The following is a 21,030-nucleotide window of genomic DNA, read 5'->3' as shown; positions in this document are numbered from 1 at the left end:
CCTTGAGCGTAGTGGTGGAAGCCGGGCGGCGCGTTCGTTTACGCGCGCCGCTTGAGTGTCGAATGCAGCGCATCGGCCATCGGGCGTGGATCGATCCAGTCGGCGATCTCGAAGTCGGCTTCGAGGAATCCCCACTCGAACAGGAAGTTCTTGAAGTCGTCGAGCGCGGCGATTGATTCCGCTTCCAGGTTCACGCCGAGATGGTGATGCAGGTTGCCGCCATAAGCCGCGTGCACCCACTCGATCGCCGACGCGGTTTCGTGCGATACGTACTGGGCGGTTTCGTCGGGATGCATGCGCGCCCAGTCGCCCGCGGCGACCACGAGCTTCAGAAAGCCGGCGACGATATCTGGATGATTGGCGAGCACTTCCGCATTCACCGTGAGCGGACGCGGCGTGCCGTTGTTGTTGCGGATATGCGACTCAGGATGAAAGCCGATATCAATCACGACTTGTGCGCCGATCAGTTGCGCCACTTCCAGCCCGACCGACCCCTTCACGTAGATCGCATCCACCGTGCCGCGCAGCAAGGCGCTCGCTTCCGCGGCATATAGCGCGCGGCTCGACAGGCCGAGCGGCAAGGTGAAGAGTTCCGTTGCGGGATCCTCGCCGACCGCCTGCAGCGTGCGTGCTTCCACATCGATCAGTTCGACGTCGCGCGTCGTCATGCCTTCCAGACTCAATGCATTGACGAAACCGCGCAGCGCCGAAGCGCGAAAGATATCGATGCGGTCGGTCGAACGGCGCGGAATTGCGATGCGCCGCCCACGCAGTTGTTTGACCGACTGGATCCCGGCGCCCGGCAGCGTCAGGATCAACTGCGATTCATCGACCCAGGATAGGCCGATCACGCGCGTATCGGCCCGATGCGAGCGCGCCCACATCGCCGGAATGCTGCCGCCCTGACGAAACGACATCGCTAGCGTGTGATCGCTGATCGACGACGCGTCGTGTCCGGCCGAATCGCGCAGCGAGCGGATCGCGACGCCATCGGCCGACAACTCGCCGTTGAGCCAGCCGAGATGCACGGCGATGCCGAGCGGCGTCGGCACCGGTGAGCGTGCGTACCAGAAGGAATGCTGTTTGTCCGATGACGAATCGGGCCTGTCTGTCATGTGCGTTTTCCATATTGAGGTTCGTGCTGCCCGCCGATTGGCGCGCGAAAGCGGTAGCGGCGGCGCGGACAGATAAATGCAAATTCCAGGCCAGGCGCGTGCGGCTCCTGCCGGTGGCGCGGAGCGGGCGTGCGGCTCGGCCATGCACGCCGATGTCAACGGTATGGCGCGGTGGTCGGCCCCTTCGCAGGTGTTGCTCCAGCAGCACTTAGCCAAAGCGGTGTTGCGCCAGCAACACGCGGGGTGCTGATGCAGCAACTTATGGGCAGGCTGTCTGCGCCCGGATCGACGGAAGCCGAAGCGTCCGCAATGCGCGTGGCCATCGGGCATTGCGAGCCAATCGAAGGCCGCTTCTTTGCAATTGGCATAGGCCGTGCTTAGAGAGGGGCCGAACCGGTTAGGGCGCGTGTTACCGCGTGGCCGACCCGACGCAAACACCAAGGAGAACAGATCAATGGCTGTCGAATTTCTGTGGCGCTTGCCGATGCACGGCGATGGCAGACGCGCACACGACCGGCATACCCGTGGCGAGTGGAATAACCAGACGGCGTCGCGCGTCGCGCCAAAAACGCATAGCGACGATTTTGGCTACATCGACTATCTGTCCCAGGTGGCGCGCGCAGCGGATCTGGTCGGGTTTCACGGCGCGTTGATTCCAATCTTCCGCTTTACGGAGGAGCCGTGGGTGGTTGCCGCGGCGCTGGCACGCGAGACCCGCAATCTGCGCTTACTGATCGCGATGCAGCCATGGTTCATGCATCCGGCGTATGCGGCGCAAATGGCGGCCAGCTTGCAGCGGATTAGCCGCGGCCGGGTGGAATGGAACATCGTGACGGGCGGCGGCGGGGCGGACCAGCGCGCGTATGGCGACTTTATCGACCACGACAGTCGTTACGCGCGCACCGATGAATTTCTCGATGTGGTGAAGGGCTATTCCGCCGGTGAGCCCTACACGCACAAGGGCCGCTTCTATCAGGTCGAAGCAGGCGGCCTGGTCGCGCCGTTGCACAGCCAACCTGTGCCACGTATCTATCTGGCTGGCGCCAGCGACGCCGCGATGGCGGTGGCTGCCAAACACGGTGACGTGCATCTGAGCTGGGGCGAGCCGCTTGCCAAACAGAAAGAGGTGATCGACCGCGCGCGCCAGGCGCTCGACGCGCAAAACGCTGAGCGCGATCTGCGCTTCGGCATGCGCATCGACATCCTCGCGCGCGAAACGGAAGAACAGGCATGGGCGGAATTGCGGCAGATGTTCGCCACCGTTAGCGACTCGACGCAACTGGGTGGCACGCGGCGCACGGTTGGCGTCGGCGATTCGGAGTCGGTTGGCGCGAAGCGACAGTTCGCGCTGCACCAGGGCAATACCCAGCATTTCGACGATCTGATCGTCGGGCCGAACCTGTGGGCCGGCATGTCGAAGATCCGCGGCGGCCCAGGCTGTGTGATCGTGGGCAGCCACGAGCAGGTCGCGGAGCGGCTCGCCGAGTACGTAGACATCGGCGTATCAACCTTCATTCTGGCGAGCAACCCGCATCTGGAAGAAGCGTACCGCGTCGGCGAGGAAGTCCTGCCATTGGTGGCGGGGGCGATCGACGCGCGCAGAACCGCAGCGGCGTTGCGGGTCGCGCTCGCCTGAGTCAAGGGCGATCAGGACCGAGCACAACAACAACCAAGGAATCCAACGATGAGTACAACCGTTGCGCAAGCCGCGACGTCCACTGCACTGTGGTACACCCGCTGTCCCGTGCCGACCGCGCTCGGCATAGCCGTTCACCGCGGCTGGTTCGACGAGGAGTTCGGCCCGGACGGCATCACCCTGAATTCGCTGCAGGAGACCCGCGAGCCTGCCATACGCGAGTCGCATTTCGATCACAGCCTGCCGTCGTCGTTTCGCCAGGGCGGCAATATTCCGGCGCTGTGGGCACGTTCGCGAGGCGCGACGACGCGAGTCGTCGGCCTCTCATGGACCAACGAGTTTCAGGCCATCGTCACCTTGCCGGGCAGTGGCATTCGCCATTCGCGCGATCTGCGTGGACGGCGTCTGGGCCTGCCGCAACACGCGATCAGTATCGACTTCTGGCGCGCTGCTGCGCTCAAAGGTTTCCTTACCGCACTCGAACTCGAAGGCCTTGGGCATAGCGACGCGCAGTGGATCGATCTACCGGAGCCGAAGCGCGACGATGGTGAAGCGCGGATTGCTATCGGCAGGCTTGGGCAGGCGCCCGGCAATGGATCGCCGTTTCGCGGGCCGCATGAATACGGTCTTGAGGTGGCGGCGCTGGTGCGTGGCGACGTCGATGCGATTTTCGTGAAGGGCGTGGCTGGACTCGAGACCGTGCATCTGATCGACGCGCACGTGGTGATCGATCTGGGCGGGCATCCCGATCCGCTGGTGCGCATCGGCAACGGTACGCCGCGCACATTGACGGTGGACCAGGCGCTCATCGACGAGCGCCCCGATCTGGTCAGCCGGTTCGTATCGGTGGTGGTGGCGGCCGGTGACTGGGCGACGAAGCATCCGGCCGAGACCGTTGCCTATATCGGCCGTGAGACCCGCTCGTCCGACGAGTGGGTGCGCTATGCCTATGGCAGCGAAGTACATCGGCATCTGGAAACCAATCTCGCGCAGACCTCGATCGACGGTCTCGTGGCGTTCAAGGACTTCCTGTTCGAATGGGGTTTTCTCGAGCACGACTTCGATGCGCGCGCATGGATCGAGCCGCAGCCGTACACCGAGGTATCGAAATATCGCCGCGCATGGGTCGCCTAGCGTGGCGTGCGCTCTTTCGGCGTGCAAATCAGTAAGGAGTGGATTGTGACGTTTCTGACCATGGAGGGTTCGGGTAGGCATGCGCGGCGCCACGGGGCGCGCTGGAGCGGCTCGGCGGTGCGCCGCTTCAGCGCGCCTGCGTTCGCGCCACTGCCGCCGCAGCAGCAGCCGCTCACGCAGCGCGCGCCCGTGACGGGACAGGGGGCAAGGGTGACGCGCAGGACATGGGGCGAGATCGGCGCTGCCGCTTTGCTGATCCTCGCGCTGCACGCGGCGTTCATGCTGGTGGCAAGGCATGGACACGTGGAGCCGCTCGGGCCTGTCGTGCCGCCCAAACCTCTGCCGATGACGGTGGAGCTGACGCGCCCGCCCGTGCCGTTGCCGCAGGCCAGGCAGGTACCGCCGCCCACACCGCAGCCCGTTAAACAGCAACCGCAGCTACCACGCCCGCTGACGCGTGCCCCGGCGTCGAAGCCGGCGCCTGCCGTCGGACCGCTCGTGACACCGTCGCCGCAAACGACAACGCCGGCCGACACCGCCACCGCGCACATCCCGGCGCCAGTTGCACCGGCGCCCGCCGCGCCACCCGCGCCGGTGGCTGAAACCGCGCCGATCGGCAACGCGGCGTATCTGCATAACCCGGCGCCCGACTATCCGCCGATCGCACAGGATCAGGGATGGGAAGGGCGCGTGTTGCTGCGCGTGCATGTGCTGCCAAACGGCAAACCTGACTCGGTCGATATCAGGATCAGCAGCGGCCGCAAGATGCTCGACGACGCCGCGGTGGCCGCAGTCCGGCGCTGGAGCTTCGTGCCGGCCAAACGGGGAGAGGAAGCGGTCGACGGGTGGGTCAACGTGCCGATCGACTTCAAGCTGGGCTGAAGCGCGCTGTCCGTATGACGGACGAATCGCATGCTTTCTGTTCAACACCGGATCTGGATTTCGAACTGAATTGAATTTCGAACCGTACATCGCACCAAAAAGGAATCAAACATCATGAATGGCATTTCAACGACTTTCATCGTGCAGGGCGCGCTCTGGCTGCTGGGGATTTTCTCGGTGGTGACGTGGACACTCATTCTCGTCAAGGCCGTGCAAAGCGTGCGCGCGAGCGTGCAGAGCCGGCGCTACGCAAAGCAGTTCTGGGCGGCCAGCAGTTTTCATGCGGCGGCGGCGCTGGAGCCCGGCGTGAGTCCGGTGGGCCGCGTTGCCGCGACGGGCTTCGGGACCTTGCAGCGCGCCGACGAAGGCAATGGTCAGGATCTCGAACATAGCTGGAGCCGCCACGATCTGCTGGAGCGCCACCTGCGTCAGCAGATCCAGAACGAACGCCGCCGCCTCGAAGCAGGGCTCGCGGTACTGGCCTCGATCGGCAGCACGGCGCCGTTTGTCGGCCTGTTTGGCACCGTGTTCGGCATCATTCACGCACTGACGGCGATCACCCACAGCGCGTCGGCCAGCATCGACGTGGTGGCCGGGCCGATCGGCGAAGCGCTGGTGGCGACGGGCGTCGGCATCGCGGTCGCGGTGCCGGCGGTGCTCGCCTACAACTTCTTCGTGCGCCGGGTGAAAGCGGCCTCCGCTGATCTCGACGGTTTCGCAACCGATTTCGTCACGCTCGCGCAGAAGGCCGGATTCCGTGTGCAGGGCACGGCGGCGCGTGCGCAACCGAGCCTGAAGACCGTCAACGAGGCGTTCGCATAATGGCCTTCTCATCCTCTTCCGATAACGATGACGTGCTGAGCGAAATCAACATCACGCCGCTCGTCGACGTGATGCTGGTGCTGCTGGTTGCGTTCATCGTCACTGCACCGTTGCTCAACAACGCGGTGCACGTGAATCTGCCCAGGACGGTCGCCACGGCGCCCGCCGATCAGAAGCCGGCCGTGACCGTCAGTGTCGACGCAAAGGGCGTGGTGTACCTCGACAAACGGCCCACCGACCTGCGCCTGATCGGCGCGGAGCTGTCGGCGCTCAAGGCGAACAACCCGGACGTCGCGCTCAACCTGCAGGCCGACGAGGGCGTGCCCTACGGCACGGTGGCGAAGCTGATGGCGGCGATCGAGCACGCCGGCATCAGCAGGCTGTCGGTATTGACGGCCAATAACGGCTAGCCACGGCTAATCACAGTTAATCACGGCAGACACGCGACCTCGCGACTCCTTATCGGAACAACACATGAGCACTTCGGTTTCAGACAACATCCAGTCGATCTGGTACACGCGCTGCCCGGTACCGACACCGCTCGGCATCGCCGCGCATCTCGGCTGGCTCGACGACGAATTCGCGCGCGACGGCATCACCGTGCGCTCGCTACAGGAAACGCAGCATGCGGCGCAGCGCGCCTCGCATATCGATCACACGCTGGACAATTCGTTTCGCCAGGGCGGCAGCATCCCGGCGTTGTGGGCGCGTTCCGCCGGGGCCGATACGCGTGTGATCGCGCTGACGTGGGTCGACGAAGCGCAGGCTATTGTTGCGCTGCCTGACTCCGGCATCCGCACGGCGAAAGACCTGGCGGGACGCCGCGTTGGCCTGCCGAAGCGCGCGGGCGAGCGGATCGATATTTTTCGTGCGGCCGCGCTGCGCGGTTTTGTCAGCGTGCTGGAGCTCGAGGGCTTGTCCGCGCGCGATGTCGAACGGGTCGACGTTACGGCAGCCAGCGTACGCGAGCGTGCGGATGGCGGCGCGCTGCCCGCGGCGACCTTCAGCAATCCGGGCAGCGTCAGCAGTCGTCGTCTTTATTCGGCGGAGATCGCGGCGCTGGTGCGTGGGGAAGTCGATGCGATTTATGTGAAAGGTTCGCTCGGGTTGGAGAGTGCTTACCTGATCGGCGCGCGGATCGTGGTCGATATCGGCTTTCATCCGGAGCCGAAGGTTCGCATCAACAACGGCTCGCCACGGCCGTTGACGGTCAATGCGACCACCCTCGAGAACCATCCGGAGATTGTGAGCCGCTTTCTGGCGCGCGTGATCGACGTGGACGGCTGGGCGCGCGAGCACAAGCAGGAAGTGCTCGGTTATCTGGGCCGCGAAACGGGTTCGGGCGACGACTGGCTGCGTCTCGCTTACGGCGACGACGTGCATCAACGCTTGCGTACGGATCTCGACGACACGTCGATCGCCGCGCTCGACGATTTCAAAGGCTTCCTGGTGGAATGGGGCTTTCTGCCAGCGGATTTCGATATTCATGCGTGGATCGATCCACGCGCGCTCGCGCAATCACATCGCTATGTCGCATCGCTATCGGATTTGCACCGATGAGCCTGATGGTGATTTAATCTGAAAAATAGGTTCGGCATCCTGATGGAAGGTGTTGAATAGTTCTGATCGCGGTCGCCTCGTCGCGTTCAAGTTGCCCATCGCGAAGCTGGCATCACGCTCCCACAGAGCGAACCTTGCGGATTATTCGCACGCATTTTCCCGATCAGTAGCTGTCCCTGTGTTGGGGTGCTGCGCACGCAACACCCCAACACCACCCCACGGGTGCGCCAGCAGCAATCACCACTCGCTTCGTTCACACAAGCCTTGTGTGACGGGCCGCTTCGCCTGGCATCCGACTTGCAATAGAGCACCCCATGCGTGCCGCATCGCTCGCGCACGAAGGAAAGCACTCGGTTGCGGGCGCAATCAAACAACAATTGAATAAGGATAGCGAAGTCAATGTTCAAGAGAAAAACACTCGTCGTTGCGCTCGGGGGAGTGCTTGCTGGTGGTGTGCTGATGTCGCCGGCATGGGCTGCGGATAACGCGGCAAACGATGCTTCAGCCGACGCGACCGGTGCGGCGGTACAGGCGAAGCCAAAAGTGAAAGCGAAAAACGCGGGCAAGGCCGCGCCCGACACGAATCTGGGCGCGGTCACGGTCACCGCGCGCCGACGCAAGGAAAGCATTCAGGAAGTGCCGGTCGCCGTCACCGCGTTGAGTGGCGACAGCATCAGGAACAACGAATTGCGCGTCGTCAACGACATCACCAAGTATGTACCGAACTTCACGGCGCAGTCCACCGAAGGACGTGAACGGCCGCGCTGGTTCCTGCGCGGCGTCGGCAGCAACGATCCGTCGGATCTGTCGCTGAGCCCGATCGGCGTCTACTTCGACGACGTTTATATCAACAGCGTGTTCGGCCAGGGCTTCCCGCTTTTCGACCTCGACAATATCCAGGTGCTGCGCGGGCCGCAGGGCACGTTGTGGGGCAAGAATACAATCGGTGGCGCAGTGAGCCTGACCTCGAAGAAGCCGACGTTCGACGTGGACGGCTATGGGAAGGTAGGCTTCGGCCAGTACAACAGCCGGCTTGCCGAAGCGGCGATCGGCGGTCCGATCGGCAGCAACGACGTGCTGGCGGCCCGCATTTCGGTGTATCACGAGAACGGCGACAGTTTTTACACCAACACGGAGGCGGGCGGCCGCTTCGGCGGCTTTCACGACAACGCGGTGCGCTTCCAGTTACTTGCGGTGCCGACCTCGAATTCAGATTTCCTGCTGAACATCCACGGCCGCAATTACACCGGCGGTGGCGACCCGTGGCACGCACAGGGGGCTGCTGCTAACGGTTCGAACCAGTTTGGCTTCGTTGGCTCAAGCGATCCGGGCACGGTCTCGTTGAATGCGCCGTCGAGCGATCATATTGCGTCTTATGGCGGCTCGCTGACGGCGCATTGGCATATCAACAGTGCCCTGACGCTGACTTCGATTACCGCGCTGGAAGGTCTGAACCGTTGGTACCAGGACGATGAAGACTACTCGCCCTACGATGCGGCGCGTTCACACGATACGCTTGCGTCGCATCAGTTCTCGCAGGAGTTTCGTCTCGAGTCGCCACAGAATGACCGATTGAGCTGGATCGCAGGGGCGCACTTCTTCACCGAGGAGTTGAGCGAGGAAGGCGCCGGGGGTGGTTTGCCGGATGCGCCGGGCGGCCCGGCGGCCACCTACTATCACCTGACCGAACTGACCCAGCACACGCAAAGCGCTGCAGTGTTCGGTAGCGTGAAGTATCGCTTCACCGATCGCTTCAATCTGACCGGCGGCCTGCGCTATACGATCGAACGCAAGACGATCAATCTGACCGGCTTGCAGAATAGCGGTCCCGTTTCATTCAGCGATGTGAGTAACTGGTGGGATCCGTCGTCGATCACGTCGCCGCTCGCGGTGAGCGCACGGCAGAATCAGACCAACACGTGGCGTGCGCCGACGTGGGATCTGACGCCCGAATACGCGATCAGCAATAACGTGCGGGCTTATATCCGCTACGCACGCGGCTTCCGCTCGGGGGGCTACAACGGCAGTGCCTATACGCAAAGCACCGTGTCGACGGTTACGCCTGAATATCTGACCGACTACGAGGCCGGCATCAAGAGCGAATGGTTCGACAAGCGCTTGACCGCCAACGCGAGCGTCTTCCATTACGACTACCGCGACATTCAGGTCTTCGCGCTCGCGCCAAATCCGTTAGGCGGCGCACCGGTGTCCACATTGTCGAACGCGGGGCAGGGGCGTGCCGATGGTTTCGAACTTGAATTGAAGGCGCAGCCGCTCAACAGCCTCTATTTGTTCGCCAACCTCGGGCTGCTGAACACGCGCTTTACCGAGTTTGCCAATGTGCCGACCGCGGTGGGCAATTCGTTCGCACGCTCGCCGCACACCACGATCGATGTTGGCGGGGAATACCGCGTGCCGCTGCCGGTGGGCTCGATCGCAGTTGGTGGCGATATCAACTATCGCAGCACCGAGTATTTCAGCGCGACGCGTCAAACCGTGCCGCAGTTGTGGCAGGCAGGCTATACGGTGATGAATGCGCACGTATCGTACGTGTCGTCGAATCAGAAATACATTCTGACCGGCTACGTGACGAACCTGACCAACAAGGTCTATAAAAAGCTGGAGCTGTTGCCGTCTTATGGCGCGTATCCGGTGTTGTACGGCGACCCGCGCGTCTTCGGTTTGACGTTTACGGCGAAGATCTGATCAGGGGTTCGTGCGGCTTGCAGCCCTGACGAAGCAAGGGCTGCAAGCTTCGTTCTCCGCGCCAGGCGGTGGCGCGCGAAGTCACTTCGCCAATCTCGCCCGTACCGTGTATTCGCCCTCGTTGCCCTCGTCTTCGGACATATGGGCCATCGCCGTCTCGAAGTCGGGTGGCAGTGGCTCGACCGGATAGCCGCGTTTTTCCCACGCGTCGAGGCCGCCCTTGAGCGCTTTTACGTGATGGATATTCTTCCGATGCAACTGGGTGACGATTCGCTTGGCCGTCGCTTCGTTGGGGCACACGCAGTAGACGACAATCGGCCGCTTCAGCAACTCCGGATGCAGTGGCTCGGGCGAATCGAGATCCAGCAGCTGCGCGCCGGCAATCCGATGCGATTCTTTCGCGCGGATGCTGTGCGGCCGCGCATCGAGTATCAGCGGCGGCTCATGGGATTTCATCAGTTCGTCGAGCTGCTCCGGCGAAATGCGCACATGTGCGAGCCAGCGGCGAAACTGCCTGCGGCGCACCCAGCGATAGAGGAGCGCGGCAACGAAGATCGCCGCGAACGCGTCGAAAATCGTGCCGCCGTTGTGGCGCACGAGCAGAACGAGCTGCACGATCTGATCGTGCAGCGCTGCGCCGCCGATCACCCATACGCCAGCCCACAGCACCGCGCCGACAAAATCCCACAGCAGAAACGTGCCAACGTTGATTGGCGTGGTGCCGAGCAGCGGCGCCGAGATCAGACCGAGGCCGGGGAGGAACTTCGCGACGGTGAGGATCGGCGCCCCGTATCGTTCATAGGTATTGCGTGCGAGGCGCACGGTGGTGTCGAGCGAGAGCGAGAAGCGCACCAGATGATTTAGCAAGCGCCGGCCGTACGTTCGCCCGGTGAAGAACCACAGCGAGTCCGCAATCAGCGTCGCGCCGACGGCGGCGCCGATGACGCTGGCGTATGAGGCCTGTCCCATTGCCGCCATCGTTCCGCCGAGGATCAGCATTGGCGCCGCTGGAATTGGCAGGCCAAGTTGCGTGACGAGCACGCTCATGAACACGGCCCATACGCCCAGCGAGGGTGGAATAGCAATCGGAAAATGCCACACAACCACGCTCCTCTTGGTGCAATGAAGGTATTTGAAACAGTCCGCGCCCGTTCGGCGAGTGTTGTGAGCGGGTCGTGCGTGTTCGGTACTTGCCGCACGGCGAGTGGGCGACCGTACGGCTCGTTCAGCCGACCGGTACGAAAATGGCAGCTCACATTGAGGATTTAAGCACAGGTTGGCAAAAGCGCGCTACGGGGCGCACACTTCGTTCAACGGCACGGTTGCTACAACCGTCGTGCACATACAGATACCACGGAGGCACCACATGGCAAACCTTCAACCGATCAGCCGCTACCCTGTGCCCGAGCCGGCCGAGTGGCCGGACGATATCAGCGCCCGGATTCTGGAAGTGCAGGAGAAAGCCGGCTTTGTTCCGAACGTATTCCTGACGCTGGCGCACCGGCCAGACGAATTTCGCGCGTTTTTTGCGTACCACGACGCGTTGATGCTGAAAGAAGGCGGCTTAACCGAGGGCGAGCGCGAGATGATCGTCGTCGCCACGAGTGCGGTGAATCAGTGCCTGTATTGCGTGGTCGCACATGGCGCGATTCTGCGCATTTACGAAAAGGCGCCGTTGCTTGCGGATCAGGTGGCCGTCAATCATCGGAAGGCGGATATCACAGCGCGTCAGAGGGCGATGCTCGACTTCGCGCTGAAGGTCTGCCGCGAATCCGGCACCGTCGACGATGCCGATTTTCAGACGCTGCGTGAACACGGTTTTTCCGATGAAGACGTGTGGGATATCGCGGCCATCACGGCATTTTTTGGTTTGTCGAACCGGATGGCCAACGTCATTTCCATGCGCCCAAACGACGAGTTCTATCTGATGGGACGCGTGCCGAAGGCGGCGGCGGACACACCGCGAAAATAGCATCGGAGCGCTTGGCTTGCTGTGGATCAGGGCGGACGTGGATACGTGCTCACACGCTCACTCACGCATCGACGCCCGTTCGCCTGCTCCCAGGTTCACACTCACGCCCCCGCCGACTCGGGGCGAATGGCTGGCGTGCTGACAGCGGCATCGTCGATCGGGAAGTGCAGTATCGCGGCAATGAGCCCTGCCGCAACCGTGGCTTCCCACAGCAACGAATACGAACCGGTCAGATCGAACACCAGGCCGCCTAGCCAGGCGCCCAGAAACGAGCCGATCTGGTGGCTTAGAAAGCAGACCCCAAAGAGACTGCCGAGGTGCCGAGTGCCGAACACTTTTGCCACGACTCCGCTCGTGAGCGGCACGGTCCCGAGCCAGGTCAGACCCATCATGGCCGCGAAGATGACGACCGACACGGAGGTTTTCGGCAGCAGGAAGAAGGTGCCGATCGTCACGCTTCGAATCAGATAAAGCCAGCCGAGCACATGGTGCTGGCGGAACCGGCCGCCGAGCCAGCCGCATCCCCAACTGCCCGCCATGTTGAACAGGCCGATCAGCGCGAGCGCCGTTGCGCCCAGCCCGACAGGCATATGACAGAGCGTCAGATATTCAGGCAGATGGGTGGAGATGAACGCGAGTTGAAATCCACAGGTGAAGAATCCGAGTGTCAGGAGCCGATATCCGCGATGTCCGACCGCCTGAGCGAGTACCTTGCGAAGCGGCGCAGCGGGCGGTTCCTGGACTCGCGTGCCGACGCTTTGACGGCGGTCGAGCACAATGCCGAGCGGCGCGACCAGCAGCATCAGGAAGGCCAGCACAAAGAGCGAGGTGGCAATGCCCGAGCTGAGCCGGACGCTCTGCACGAGCGGGATCAGTAGCACCTGTCCTGCCGAGCCGCCTGCGCTGACAAGACCCATTGCCATGCTGCGTTTTTCCGGGGACGCGATGCGGCCGACCGCCGGCAACACCACACCGAACGTCGTGCAACTCACGCCGATGCCGACCAGCAGACCCATGCCGACAATCAGCATCGGGCCCGATGGTGCCACGGCGGCGACGCCCAGGCCCGCTGCGAATGTGGTCGCGCCGAACGCGACCACCGGCGCCGAGCCATAGCGGTCCGCGGCAGCGCCCGCGAATGGTTGCGCGAAGCCCCACACCAGGTTGTGCAGCGCAATGGCGAAAGCGATCAGCGTGACGGGCAGGCCGCGGTCGAACGAGAACGGCCCGATGAAGAGGCCGAAGGTCTGCCGGATGCCCATCGCGGCGCTCAGAATCAGCGCGCCAGCGAGGATCACGAGCGTCGTTTGACTCAGCGGGAAGGCAAGGCGTTTGCTATTTGTCGTGGACATGGTTCTGATCTCCTTCGACACCATGGTCGCAGCGAGCGTCAGAAGCAGCAAAGGAAAAGACTTTGACGACAGATGAGCGTGGCTCACCTGTTCAGGTTGACCGCAGGTCAACTGCGCGGTCAGTGGTCGGCGTGGCGCAATGCCGTGTCGGCAGCAGCAGGTGGGTTGTCGAACGGGGCCGCTTCGCTGAGTAGCCACTGCTTGAAGTCGAACAGTTCCGGGCGATGTTCCGCGCTCTCCGCGTTTTGCGCGGACACCAGCCAATAAGCTGTGGAGGAGGCGATCGTTTGTGAACAGGCCTCGACGAGTGTGCCGCTATCGAGATCGCGGTCCACCAGTGGCCGTCTGCCGAGCGCGACACCGAGGTCCATGCTCGCGGCTTCGAAAGCAAGCTGGATCGTGTCGACGCGCAAGCCATCGTTCAATTCGATACCGTCCAGGACGACTCCGTTTCGCGCGACCTCGTCTGAGGCGACCCCGTCTAAGGCGACCTTGTCTAAGGCGATCCCGTCTAAGGCGACCCCGTCTAAGGCGACCCCGTCTAAGGCGACCCCGTCGAACCACGCCTGCCAGTCCTCGCTTGCCGAGTTCACGTGAATGAGCGTCGCGCGGCGCAGATCGACGTTGCCGTGTTCGTCGCGTAGATTATCCATGTAAGCGGGGCTGCACACCGGCACCAGGCGTTCACTGAATAGACGCGTCCAGGCGGTCCCCGCGACCGGGGCGCGGCTCAGGCGAATGGCGAAATCGAAACCGTCGACGGGAAAGCCGACCTGACGGTGCGAGGTATCGACAGTGACGTTCGCGTGCGGCCAGCGCGTGCGAAAGGCGGCGAGGCGCGGCAGCAGCCAGCGCGAGGCTAATGTGGGCGCGCAACTCAGCGCGATCGGGCGATTCGCGCGGTGATTCGGCAGACGCTGCGTGCCAATCGCGATCAGCGAAAACGCTTCGGATACGTACGACAGGTAATCGACACCCGTCGCCGTGAGCGAAATTCCGCGCGGTTCTCGCACGAACAATTCGACACCCAGTGACTGCTCCAGGCCGACAATGCCGTGACTGATCGCGCTTGGCGTGACGTTCAGTTCCGCCGCGGCGAGCTTGAAACTTTGATGCCTGCCGGCCGCCTCGAAGAAGCGAAGCGCTGGCAGAGGTGGCAGACGAAGCGGCATGGTGCATCCTCAAGGGCGGCGCGGCGGGCGCCGTGACGGTGCAAAAGCGCGCCGGCGCGCGCATGCTGTTTCGCGAAAGGATACCTTGCAATGCGGTTTCGATCGTTGTCGGTGGGTTGTCCACGAGTTGTTCCCGTGTCTTTGCGGATTGTTCGGGCCTCGTCCCCATGTCGAACGGAATCGCTCAAAAGCCCTACCAGGACGGCGTGCAAAAAAATTCCCTGGCGCTGTCGATTTTCCGGCACGCCGTTCGTCGTGGCCATATAGGGGCGAAAATGCGTTCGCGGTTGCGTGCGACGCACTGCATCGCGCCGCTATCGTGCCCTTTATCCTTTTTACCGCAAGAGGAGGTGGCTGATGACTGACGTAGACCCATCCGCACAAACGCTGAAACCGGCCCGGTTGCTGGCCGATTCGCCTCGCCGCTTTCCGGGCGAGAGTGCGGAATATCGCAACGCGCGCAACGATCTGCTGGCCGAGGAAATCGAATTGCGCCGACATATTGAGCGCGTGGCCGTGCAGCGCCGTGCGCTGCCGCCTGGCGGTGCCGTGCCGCAGGACTATCGCTTCGAGGGCGAGGCGGGCACGGTGACGCTGTCGGAGATGTTCGGCGCGCATGACACCCTCATCACCTACAACTGGATGTTTGGTCCGCAGCGCGCGCGACCCTGTCCAATGTGCACCTCGCTCCTGAGCGCCTACGACGGTGAAATGCCCGACATATTGCAACGCGTGGCATTTGCCGTGATCGGCCGCTCGCCGATCGACAAGCTGGTGGCGTTCAAAAAAGAGCGCGGCTGGCGGCATCTGCGGCTGTATTCGTCGGGCGGGAATACTTTTAACCGCGACTATGCCGCGGAAGATCCGGGCGGCGACGATAATCCTGCGTTCAACGTGTTCACGCGTTCAGGCAACACGGTGCGGCACTTCTGGGCCGCCGAAATGGGCCCGTCGACAGCGGACCCAGGCCAGGATCCACGTGGCGCCCCTGATGTAATGCCGCTCTGGACGGTGCTCGACATGACGCCCGGCGGTCGCGGCAGCGACTGGTATCCGAAGCTGGAATACGGCACTGTGGCGCGCTAGTCATGCCGTGTCGTGCACGTGTGTCTTGCGCGTGTCTTGTCGGTGCCTTGTCTGTCCCTCGCGCGTTTCGTGCTGATTCGCACGAGACATGGGAGTAGAGCGCCTACATCTCAACGACGTAACCTTGCCCGAGCGTCGCCTGCAAATAGGTCGCGACGGCGCTCGCTCGCATCGGTCTGCCGAACAGATAGCCCTGCATCGCGCGAGCGCCCAGCGCCTTGACGACATCGGCTTGCGATGACGTTTCGAGTCCTTCCACGATGCATTCGAGCCCTAGATTTCTGCACAGATCGAGCACCGACTTGACGATCTTCTTCGACGCGCTATTGGAATCCACGTCGGTCATAAAGCTGCGGTCGATCTTGATCGTATCGAACGGCAGCCGGTGCACGTAGCTGAGGCTCGAATAGCCGGTGCCGAAATCGTCGAGTGAGACGTGGCAGCCGGCTTGCTTGATCATCGTGAGCGAACAGTGAGCCTGCTCGAAATCGCGCGTCACCGCGGTTTCGGTGATTTCGAAGGTCACGCGATGCGCGGGCACGTCGCTGTCCAACACGATATCGATCAGGCGGCGAGCGCGCGGCGAAGACGAAATATCGATCGCGGAGAGATTGAACGACAGGTAAAGATCGGACGGCCAGCGCGATACTTCGCCGAGCGCTTTGCGCAGCAGCACTTCAGTGACGCGCAGAATCAGTTCGGTACGCTCTGCAATCCGAATAAATTCCTCAGGCCCGACTGCGCCTAGCCGCTCGTTGTGCCATCGCCCGAGCGCCTCCATGCCGATGGTGCGTTGCGTGAGCACATCGTAAATCGGTTGAAACTCGAGGAACAGTTCGGACTCCAGGTCCGCATGGCGGAGTTCCTGGGCGACGAGACTCGAGCGCCGGATTCGCGTTTCATGTTCCGTCGAGAAGATCACCGGCGTGCCGCGGCGGCTTTCCTTGCCGACGTACAAGGCGGCGTCGGCGCGTTCGAAAACCTGCTGGACTGTCGTACCCGCTTCCGGAAACGCGGCCCAGCCGATCGTACCTGTCAGTTCGGCGACATTGCCGCCTACCCGATACGGTTCAGTGAGCGTTTCGCAGATGCGCTCACCCAGCTCGAGAAGCGTCTCGTTTGCCAGTTTGTGCTGGGCCAGCACGCCGAATTCGTCGCCGCCCAGGCGCGCGAAGAAAATGCCCGGCTCGGCAAGCGCCAGCAGTCGCACGCCGACTTCCTGCAGTACGAGGTCGCCGCTTGCATGTCCGTAGATATCGTTGACCTGTTTGAAACCGTCGAGATCGATCAGCCCGACATTGAAGCCGCCACCGGTGCCGAGCGCCTGTTCCGATAGCGCGCGCAGCGAGGCGAAGAAGCTGCGCCGGTTGGGCAGGTCGGTCAGACTGTCGATGCTTGCGAGCCGGAAATTGTCGTCGCTGAGTCGCTGCGTTTTCTGCTGGCTCACCTGCAATTCGCGCTGCGCGTGCACTACGCCGGCGAACGTCCGGTAATACAGCTCGATGATGAAAGCGAGTGCGACGCCGACCAGCGTCATGTCGACGGCCATCGCGATGAAGACCGGAGAACGCGTGGAAATCAGAAACGTCGAAAAGCTTAGGATGACGATCGAGAGCAGGAGCAGCGCGGCCGCCCGCAGATGCATGAGACAGAACACGCAGCCGACCAGCGTCGTCGCCATGTAAAACGCGACTTGTGCCTGCTCATAGGCGGTGCCATAGGGAAACAGCAGGAGCGACCAGGTGCTGAAGGCGACGCCGAAGATACCCGCGAGCCGGATCAGCTTGCGCAGTTCGGGCACGGCCTTGTCGTGCGTCAGCACCCGGTGCCGCACACGCCACCAGCGCGCGCAACGGACGATACACAGCGTGCAGAGCGCTCCCGGAAAATAAATGGACAGCCATGCCGGCGCCGATCCCAGATGCGTGACGGAGACTGCCAGCGTGTTCACCAGCAGAATGAAATAGAGCAGCGGTATCTGGCGGCCGAACGCCTGGAGTTGCGAGCGCACGAGTTCAGGGTCGCCTTCCGCGACCGACAGCGCTTCCCTCAATCTGGTAACCGAACCATTCCCGTCCCTGTAACGTTTGCGCCGCATACGCAGCTTTGTATATCGGCAGGGCGGGTGAGACCTTGAGGGGGCGTCGGTCGAAATAAAACGCGCGGCTTTAAATGGGCGGTAAATACGCCCGGCAGGCGAGTCGGTTGTGAGTCATTTGTGCTGCGCCAACTTGTACGATATCCGCGCGCCGCTGCGTGCTGCGCAAGACCAGGCGGGCGTCGCCCATGTTGCAATATGGAGAATTTTCATTGTTTTATCCTTGCCGGATTTTTTATTGCTGAGCATGGCGCGGTACTGAATGCCAAATCTGTGCGGTCCGCCATAACATAGTTAAAAAACGTGGTTCCAGCGGCTTTGCCACTGCTAAAGCACTGAAATTGCAACGGATTGTGATACGCCACGGGCAGTCGTAACGCGGGAGAAATACGTAAGCGCACGATTCTTATGGCACTTTGGGGCAAAAAATCGTCAAATTGCCGCTGGGCGGGTGATACAAGGCTTACACCCAAGGTTTGCGCGAATACGCGCCTATGCGTTAGTGTGTCGGTCCCGGCGCAACAGATGTGGCGCCGGTTCCATGATTACCATACGGGAAGTGCTATGAACAAACAGGAACTGATTGATGCAGTCGCCGCAGCGACGGGCGAAAGCAAAGCGGCCACCGGCCAAACCATCGACGCTATCGTCGAAGCGGTGACCAAAGCCGTGGTGGGTGGCGATACGGTGCAACTGGTCGGTTTCGGTTCTTTCTCGACCGGCGCGCGCGCAGCACGCGTGGGCCGCAATCCGTCGACGGGTGCCGAGATCCAGATCGCGGCAGCCAAGACGGTGAAGTTCACCGCCGGCAAGGCATTCAAGGAAGCCGTCAACGCGTCGTAATGCAACGCGCCTTGCGCCGGAGCATCCACGCGCGCTGCTAAGCAGCGCGGCGCCCGATGCATCGGGCGTGAGGAACTACGCGCTGCCCAACCCCGGTAAGGATGTTAGATCGGTGGTTGGTGCGGCGCGTAGGGTGCCTTATGGTGTTTATGCGGTCGGTTTTTGCTTCTGGTTTGCGTCATGCACGCTCGCCTCCCCAGCCGTCGGTTGAGGTTGCTGGTTGCGCGAGATCGTGCAGGCCGCGTCGGCGAGTTCAGCCCGCGCGTCGTTTCCGGGTCGCTTCGGCCAGCGTCTCGAGCACCGGTTCGGTTTGCGCCCAGCTCACGCAGGCGTCCGTAATCGATACGCCGTAACGCAGCGGCATATCGGCCTTCAGATCCTGACGGCCTTCTTCCAGATGACTTTCGAGCATGACGCCGACAATGCGGCGCTCGCGCTGCGAGAGTTGCTGCGCCAGATCCTGCACCACGTCGAGTTGACGCAAATGCGATTTGCCTGAGTTCGCATGCGAACAGTCGATCATGACCTGCTCGCGCAGGCCTGCCGATTTGAGCGCCGCGCAGGTTGCATCAACTGAGGCGCTGTCGTAATTCGGCCCTTTCTTGCCGCCGCGCAAGATAACGTGCGCGTCGTCGTTGCCACGCGTTTCGAAGATCGCGGCCATACCCATCTTGGTCATACCCATGAACGCATGACTCGCGCGCGCTGCAACGATCGCGTCCGCGGCGATTTGCACGCCGCCGTCCGTGCCGTTCTTGAAACCGATCGGGCAGCTCAGTCCTGATGCAAGCTGCCGGTGACTCTGGCTCTCCGTCGTGCGCGCGCCGATCGCACCCCACGCGATCAGATCGGCGATGTACTGCGGGCTGAGCAAGTCGAGAAATTCGGTGGCGGTGGGCAAGCCGAGACCGTTGATGTCGAGCAGCAGTTGCCGTGCGAGACGCAGACCTTCGTTGATGCGGAAACTGCCATCGAGCCGCGGGTCGTTGATATAGCCTTTCCAGCCGACTGTGGTACGCGGTTTTTCGAAGTAAACGCGCATGACGATCAGCAGATCGTCCTTGTAGGTCTGAGCCGCGACCTTGAGCTTGCGGGCGTATTCGATCGCCTGGTCGTGGTCATGAATTGAACACGGGCCGACGATCATCACGAGGCGGTCGTCACGGCCGTGCAGAATGTCGGCGATTTCCGCGCGGGTTTTCTCGACGAGCGTCTGCACCGATGGCGGCACAGGCAACTCGTCCTGTAGCAGGGCGGGCGAAATCAGCGGGCGAACCGCGCCGATCCGAACGTCGTCGATGCGCGTGGTGTCCTGGGTGGCGTCGGCCGAGCCGACTTCCTGATCGTGCAAAGGATTGTCGATGGCGCTCAAAATGTTCTCCCGGACTTTGGGTGTTGGGGTGGTCTCACGGCCTGAATGGGTGAGTGTTGGTGCATCGCTGCACGGGCTAGCTGCCGGGATTATGACACTCGCGCGCGCAGGCCGGATGACCGTTATTCGAGGCGTTTGATCAGCGCCATGGCGGCTGCCGGATTGCGTTCCTTGAAGCCGCTGATGACGTAGAGGTAGACATCGCGTGCCGTGGTCTTTGCGGGCGCTGCGGCGGATGTTTCCAGGTCATCCGGTGTCGTGCCCGCGGCGAGTTGGCGAGTGCGTTCGACCCAGGCGTCGAGGGCTTTGGCCGAATAGCCTTCGGCCTCTTTGTCGCTTGTACCCATGATGCGGGCGTAGACGAATGGCGCGGTGATGTCGGCGATTTGCGGGTAGTCGCTGTCGGCTGCCAGCACGATGGCGACTTTGTACTTTCTGGCTAGCGCGATGAATTCAGGGGTTTTGAAGGTGTCGTTGCGGACTTCGATTGCGTGTCGTAGTTTTTGGCCTTCTATGCTGGCGGGGAGCAGTTTCAGGAAGGCTTCGAAGTCTTCAGGGTCGAACTTTTTGGTGGTTGCGAATTGCCAGTTGATTGGGCCTAGTTTCTGTTTAAGCAGGAGCACGCCGCTGGCGAAGAAACGTTCGATTGTCTCGCTCGCGTCCGCGAGGACTTTTCTGTTTGTTGCGTAGCGGGGGGCTTTTAGCGAGAAGACGAAATCTTCCGGCGTTTCCTGGTACCACTTTTCGTAGCTTGCAGGTTTTTGCAAGCCGTAGAAGGTGCCGTTGATTTCAATCGAGGTGAGGTTTTTGCTGGCGTGTTGGAGTTCACGGCTTTGCGTGAGGTCTGAAGGGTAGAAGGTGCCGCGCCAGGGGGCATAGGTCCAGCCACCGATGCCGATTCTGATTTCTCCAGTTTTTGCTGATGGCATTTGGGTGGTCCTCGTTGGTGTTCGTTGATCTTCGTTGGGGATTCGCTGGGAGAGGTAGATTAGCGTATTTGTTTGTGGTTGTTTTTTTTGTGTGCCTAAGGTGTTGGGGTTTGCCTGGTTTTTTTGCCTTCGCGGCGCTTTGTTGTTGTGTGTCTTTGGTGTTGGGCTTTCCTTGTTTTCGTTGCCTGCGTGGCGTTTGTTGGTCTGTGTTTTTATGGCGTTGGCCTTTCCTTGAATTGTTATTGGTTTGTTAGCGTCGCCCCTGTGCGGGGCGGGCACTTACTTCTCTTTGCCGGCCGTGTATAGACCGGGGACATAGCTGACAGGTGTGCGGGGACATGGTTGACACTT

The 21,030-nt window shown here is 62.1% G+C and carries 18 protein-coding genes; 11 read left to right on the top strand and 7 right to left on the bottom strand.

Going from position 1 to position 21,030, the window contains the following annotated elements; all coding sequences use genetic code 11:
* Positions 1-38: 38 nt before the first annotated feature.
* Positions 39-1,115 carry an ABC transporter substrate-binding protein gene (locus tag PQQ52_RS33445; protein WP_408221121.1) on the bottom strand — a complete coding sequence of 359 codons (1,077 nt, stop codon included), beginning with the start codon at positions 1,113-1,115 and terminating at the stop codon, positions 39-41.
* A gap of 454 nt (positions 1,116-1,569) precedes the next feature.
* On the opposite strand from PQQ52_RS33445, the gene PQQ52_RS33440 reads away from it, so the two are divergent.
* From PQQ52_RS33440 to PQQ52_RS33410, 7 genes are all read left to right on the top strand, one after another.
* The gene (locus tag PQQ52_RS33440) at positions 1,570-2,751 is read left to right on the top strand and encodes an LLM class flavin-dependent oxidoreductase (protein WP_408221119.1); all 1,182 of its coding nucleotides are present in this window, start codon (positions 1,570-1,572) and stop codon (positions 2,749-2,751) included.
* 48 nt (positions 2,752-2,799) lie between these two features.
* A complete protein-coding gene (locus PQQ52_RS33435; protein ID WP_408221118.1) occupies positions 2,800-3,885 on the top strand; it encodes an ABC transporter substrate-binding protein in 1,086 nt (361 codons plus the stop codon).
* Positions 3,886-3,930: 45 nt separating this feature from the next.
* Positions 3,931-4,767, top strand: a complete 837-nt coding sequence (locus PQQ52_RS33430) for an energy transducer TonB (RefSeq protein WP_408221116.1) — start codon at positions 3,931-3,933, stop codon at positions 4,765-4,767.
* Positions 4,768-4,881: 114 nt separating this feature from the next.
* Positions 4,882-5,589, top strand: a complete 708-nt coding sequence (locus tag PQQ52_RS33425) for a MotA/TolQ/ExbB proton channel family protein (RefSeq protein WP_408221114.1) — start codon at positions 4,882-4,884, stop codon at positions 5,587-5,589.
* Entirely contained in the window at positions 5,589-5,999 is a 411-nt protein-coding gene (locus PQQ52_RS33420) for an ExbD/TolR family protein (protein WP_408221112.1), read from the top strand. Before PQQ52_RS33425 ends, PQQ52_RS33420 begins: the two co-directional genes overlap by 1 nt.
* A 64-nt stretch (positions 6,000-6,063) precedes the next feature.
* Complete coding sequence (locus tag PQQ52_RS33415) at positions 6,064-7,149, top strand: ABC transporter substrate-binding protein (RefSeq protein ID WP_408221110.1); 1,086 nt, start codon at positions 6,064-6,066, stop codon at positions 7,147-7,149.
* Between the two features lie 399 nt (positions 7,150-7,548).
* Entirely contained in the window at positions 7,549-9,855 is a 2,307-nt protein-coding gene (locus PQQ52_RS33410) for a TonB-dependent receptor (protein ID WP_408221108.1), read from the top strand.
* An 81-nt stretch (positions 9,856-9,936) separates the two neighbouring features.
* Here PQQ52_RS33410 and PQQ52_RS33405 read toward each other — a convergent pair whose 3' ends face one another.
* Positions 9,937-10,956 (bottom strand): VTT domain-containing protein, encoded by a 1,020-nt coding sequence (locus PQQ52_RS33405; RefSeq protein ID WP_408221106.1) that lies wholly within the window; start codon positions 10,954-10,956, stop codon positions 9,937-9,939.
* Between the two features lie 265 nt (positions 10,957-11,221).
* On the opposite strand from PQQ52_RS33405, the gene PQQ52_RS33400 reads away from it, so the two are divergent.
* A complete protein-coding gene (locus tag PQQ52_RS33400) occupies positions 11,222-11,827 on the top strand; it encodes a peroxidase-related enzyme (protein ID WP_408221104.1) in 606 nt (201 codons plus the stop codon).
* A 101-nt stretch (positions 11,828-11,928) separates the two neighbouring features.
* Here PQQ52_RS33400 and PQQ52_RS33395 read toward each other — a convergent pair whose 3' ends face one another.
* Positions 11,929-13,179 carry an MFS transporter gene (locus PQQ52_RS33395; RefSeq protein ID WP_408221102.1) on the bottom strand — a complete coding sequence of 417 codons (1,251 nt, stop codon included), beginning with the start codon at positions 13,177-13,179 and terminating at the stop codon, positions 11,929-11,931.
* A gap of 119 nt (positions 13,180-13,298) precedes the next feature.
* Entirely contained in the window at positions 13,299-14,351 is a 1,053-nt protein-coding gene (locus tag PQQ52_RS33390) for a LysR substrate-binding domain-containing protein (RefSeq protein WP_408221100.1), read from the bottom strand.
* Between PQQ52_RS33390 and PQQ52_RS33385 the strand changes: the two genes are divergently transcribed.
* Together PQQ52_RS33385 and PQQ52_RS33380 are read left to right on the top strand one after the other, a co-directional pair.
* Positions 14,333-14,716, top strand: a complete 384-nt coding sequence (locus PQQ52_RS33385) for a hypothetical protein (protein ID WP_408221099.1) — start codon at positions 14,333-14,335, stop codon at positions 14,714-14,716. The genes PQQ52_RS33390 and PQQ52_RS33385 overlap by 19 nt on opposite strands.
* Positions 14,709-15,437, top strand: coding sequence for a DUF899 family protein (locus tag PQQ52_RS33380; RefSeq protein ID WP_408221097.1), 729 nt, complete (start codon positions 14,709-14,711; stop codon positions 15,435-15,437). Before PQQ52_RS33385 ends, PQQ52_RS33380 begins: the two co-directional genes overlap by 8 nt.
* A 103-nt stretch (positions 15,438-15,540) precedes the next feature.
* Here the strand turns inward: PQQ52_RS33380 and PQQ52_RS33375 are convergent, their stop codons facing one another.
* Positions 15,541-17,535, bottom strand: coding sequence for a putative bifunctional diguanylate cyclase/phosphodiesterase (locus PQQ52_RS33375; RefSeq protein ID WP_408221095.1), 1,995 nt, complete (start codon positions 17,533-17,535; stop codon positions 15,541-15,543).
* Positions 17,536-18,099: 564 nt separating this feature from the next.
* On the opposite strand from PQQ52_RS33375, the gene PQQ52_RS33370 reads away from it, so the two are divergent.
* On the top strand, positions 18,100-18,378 hold the full coding sequence (locus PQQ52_RS33370; protein ID WP_006049832.1) for an HU family DNA-binding protein: 279 nt from the start codon (positions 18,100-18,102) through the stop codon (positions 18,376-18,378).
* A gap of 253 nt (positions 18,379-18,631) precedes the next feature.
* Here PQQ52_RS33370 and PQQ52_RS33365 read toward each other — a convergent pair whose 3' ends face one another.
* Positions 18,632-19,750 carry a 3-deoxy-7-phosphoheptulonate synthase gene (locus tag PQQ52_RS33365; RefSeq protein ID WP_408221093.1) on the bottom strand — a complete coding sequence of 373 codons (1,119 nt, stop codon included), beginning with the start codon at positions 19,748-19,750 and terminating at the stop codon, positions 18,632-18,634.
* A gap of 122 nt (positions 19,751-19,872) precedes the next feature.
* The gene (locus tag PQQ52_RS33360) at positions 19,873-20,679 is read right to left on the bottom strand and encodes a DUF72 domain-containing protein (RefSeq protein ID WP_408221151.1); all 807 of its coding nucleotides are present in this window, start codon (positions 20,677-20,679) and stop codon (positions 19,873-19,875) included.
* Positions 20,680-21,030 lie beyond the last annotated feature (351 nt).

This window comes from Paraburkholderia sediminicola (genome assembly GCF_046030555.1).
Lineage (GTDB): Bacteria > Pseudomonadota > Gammaproteobacteria > Burkholderiales > Burkholderiaceae > Paraburkholderia > Paraburkholderia sediminicola_E.
This window is presented reverse-complemented; position numbering and strand designations above follow the sequence as displayed.

What these genes read in the sequence shown, in the direction of transcription:
- PQQ52_RS33445 (WP_408221121.1), bottom strand. Translation starts at nt 1,115, where the DNA reads ATGACAGACAGGCCCGATTCGTCATCGGACAAACAGCATTCCTTCTGG.
- PQQ52_RS33440 (WP_408221119.1), top strand. Translation starts at nt 1,570, where the DNA reads ATGGCTGTCGAATTTCTGTGGCGCTTGCCGATGCACGGCGATGGCAGA.
- PQQ52_RS33435 (WP_408221118.1), top strand. Translation starts at nt 2,800, where the DNA reads ATGAGTACAACCGTTGCGCAAGCCGCGACGTCCACTGCACTGTGGTAC.
- PQQ52_RS33425 (WP_408221114.1), top strand. Translation starts at nt 4,882, where the DNA reads ATGAATGGCATTTCAACGACTTTCATCGTGCAGGGCGCGCTCTGGCTG.
- PQQ52_RS33420 (WP_408221112.1), top strand. Translation starts at nt 5,589, where the DNA reads ATGGCCTTCTCATCCTCTTCCGATAACGATGACGTGCTGAGCGAAATC.
- PQQ52_RS33415 (WP_408221110.1), top strand. Translation starts at nt 6,064, where the DNA reads ATGAGCACTTCGGTTTCAGACAACATCCAGTCGATCTGGTACACGCGC.
- PQQ52_RS33410 (WP_408221108.1), top strand. Translation starts at nt 7,549, where the DNA reads ATGTTCAAGAGAAAAACACTCGTCGTTGCGCTCGGGGGAGTGCTTGCT.
- PQQ52_RS33400 (WP_408221104.1), top strand. Translation starts at nt 11,222, where the DNA reads ATGGCAAACCTTCAACCGATCAGCCGCTACCCTGTGCCCGAGCCGGCC.
- PQQ52_RS33395 (WP_408221102.1), bottom strand. Translation starts at nt 13,179, where the DNA reads ATGTCCACGACAAATAGCAAACGCCTTGCCTTCCCGCTGAGTCAAACG.
- PQQ52_RS33390 (WP_408221100.1), bottom strand. Translation starts at nt 14,351, where the DNA reads ATGCCGCTTCGTCTGCCACCTCTGCCAGCGCTTCGCTTCTTCGAGGCG.
- PQQ52_RS33380 (WP_408221097.1), top strand. Translation starts at nt 14,709, where the DNA reads ATGACTGACGTAGACCCATCCGCACAAACGCTGAAACCGGCCCGGTTG.
- PQQ52_RS33375 (WP_408221095.1), bottom strand. Translation starts at nt 17,535, where the DNA reads ATGCGGCGCAAACGTTACAGGGACGGGAATGGTTCGGTTACCAGATTG.
- PQQ52_RS33370 (WP_006049832.1), top strand. Translation starts at nt 18,100, where the DNA reads ATGAACAAACAGGAACTGATTGATGCAGTCGCCGCAGCGACGGGCGAA.
- PQQ52_RS33360 (WP_408221151.1), bottom strand. Translation starts at nt 20,679, where the DNA reads ATGCCATCAGCAAAAACTGGAGAAATCAGAATCGGCATCGGTGGCTGG.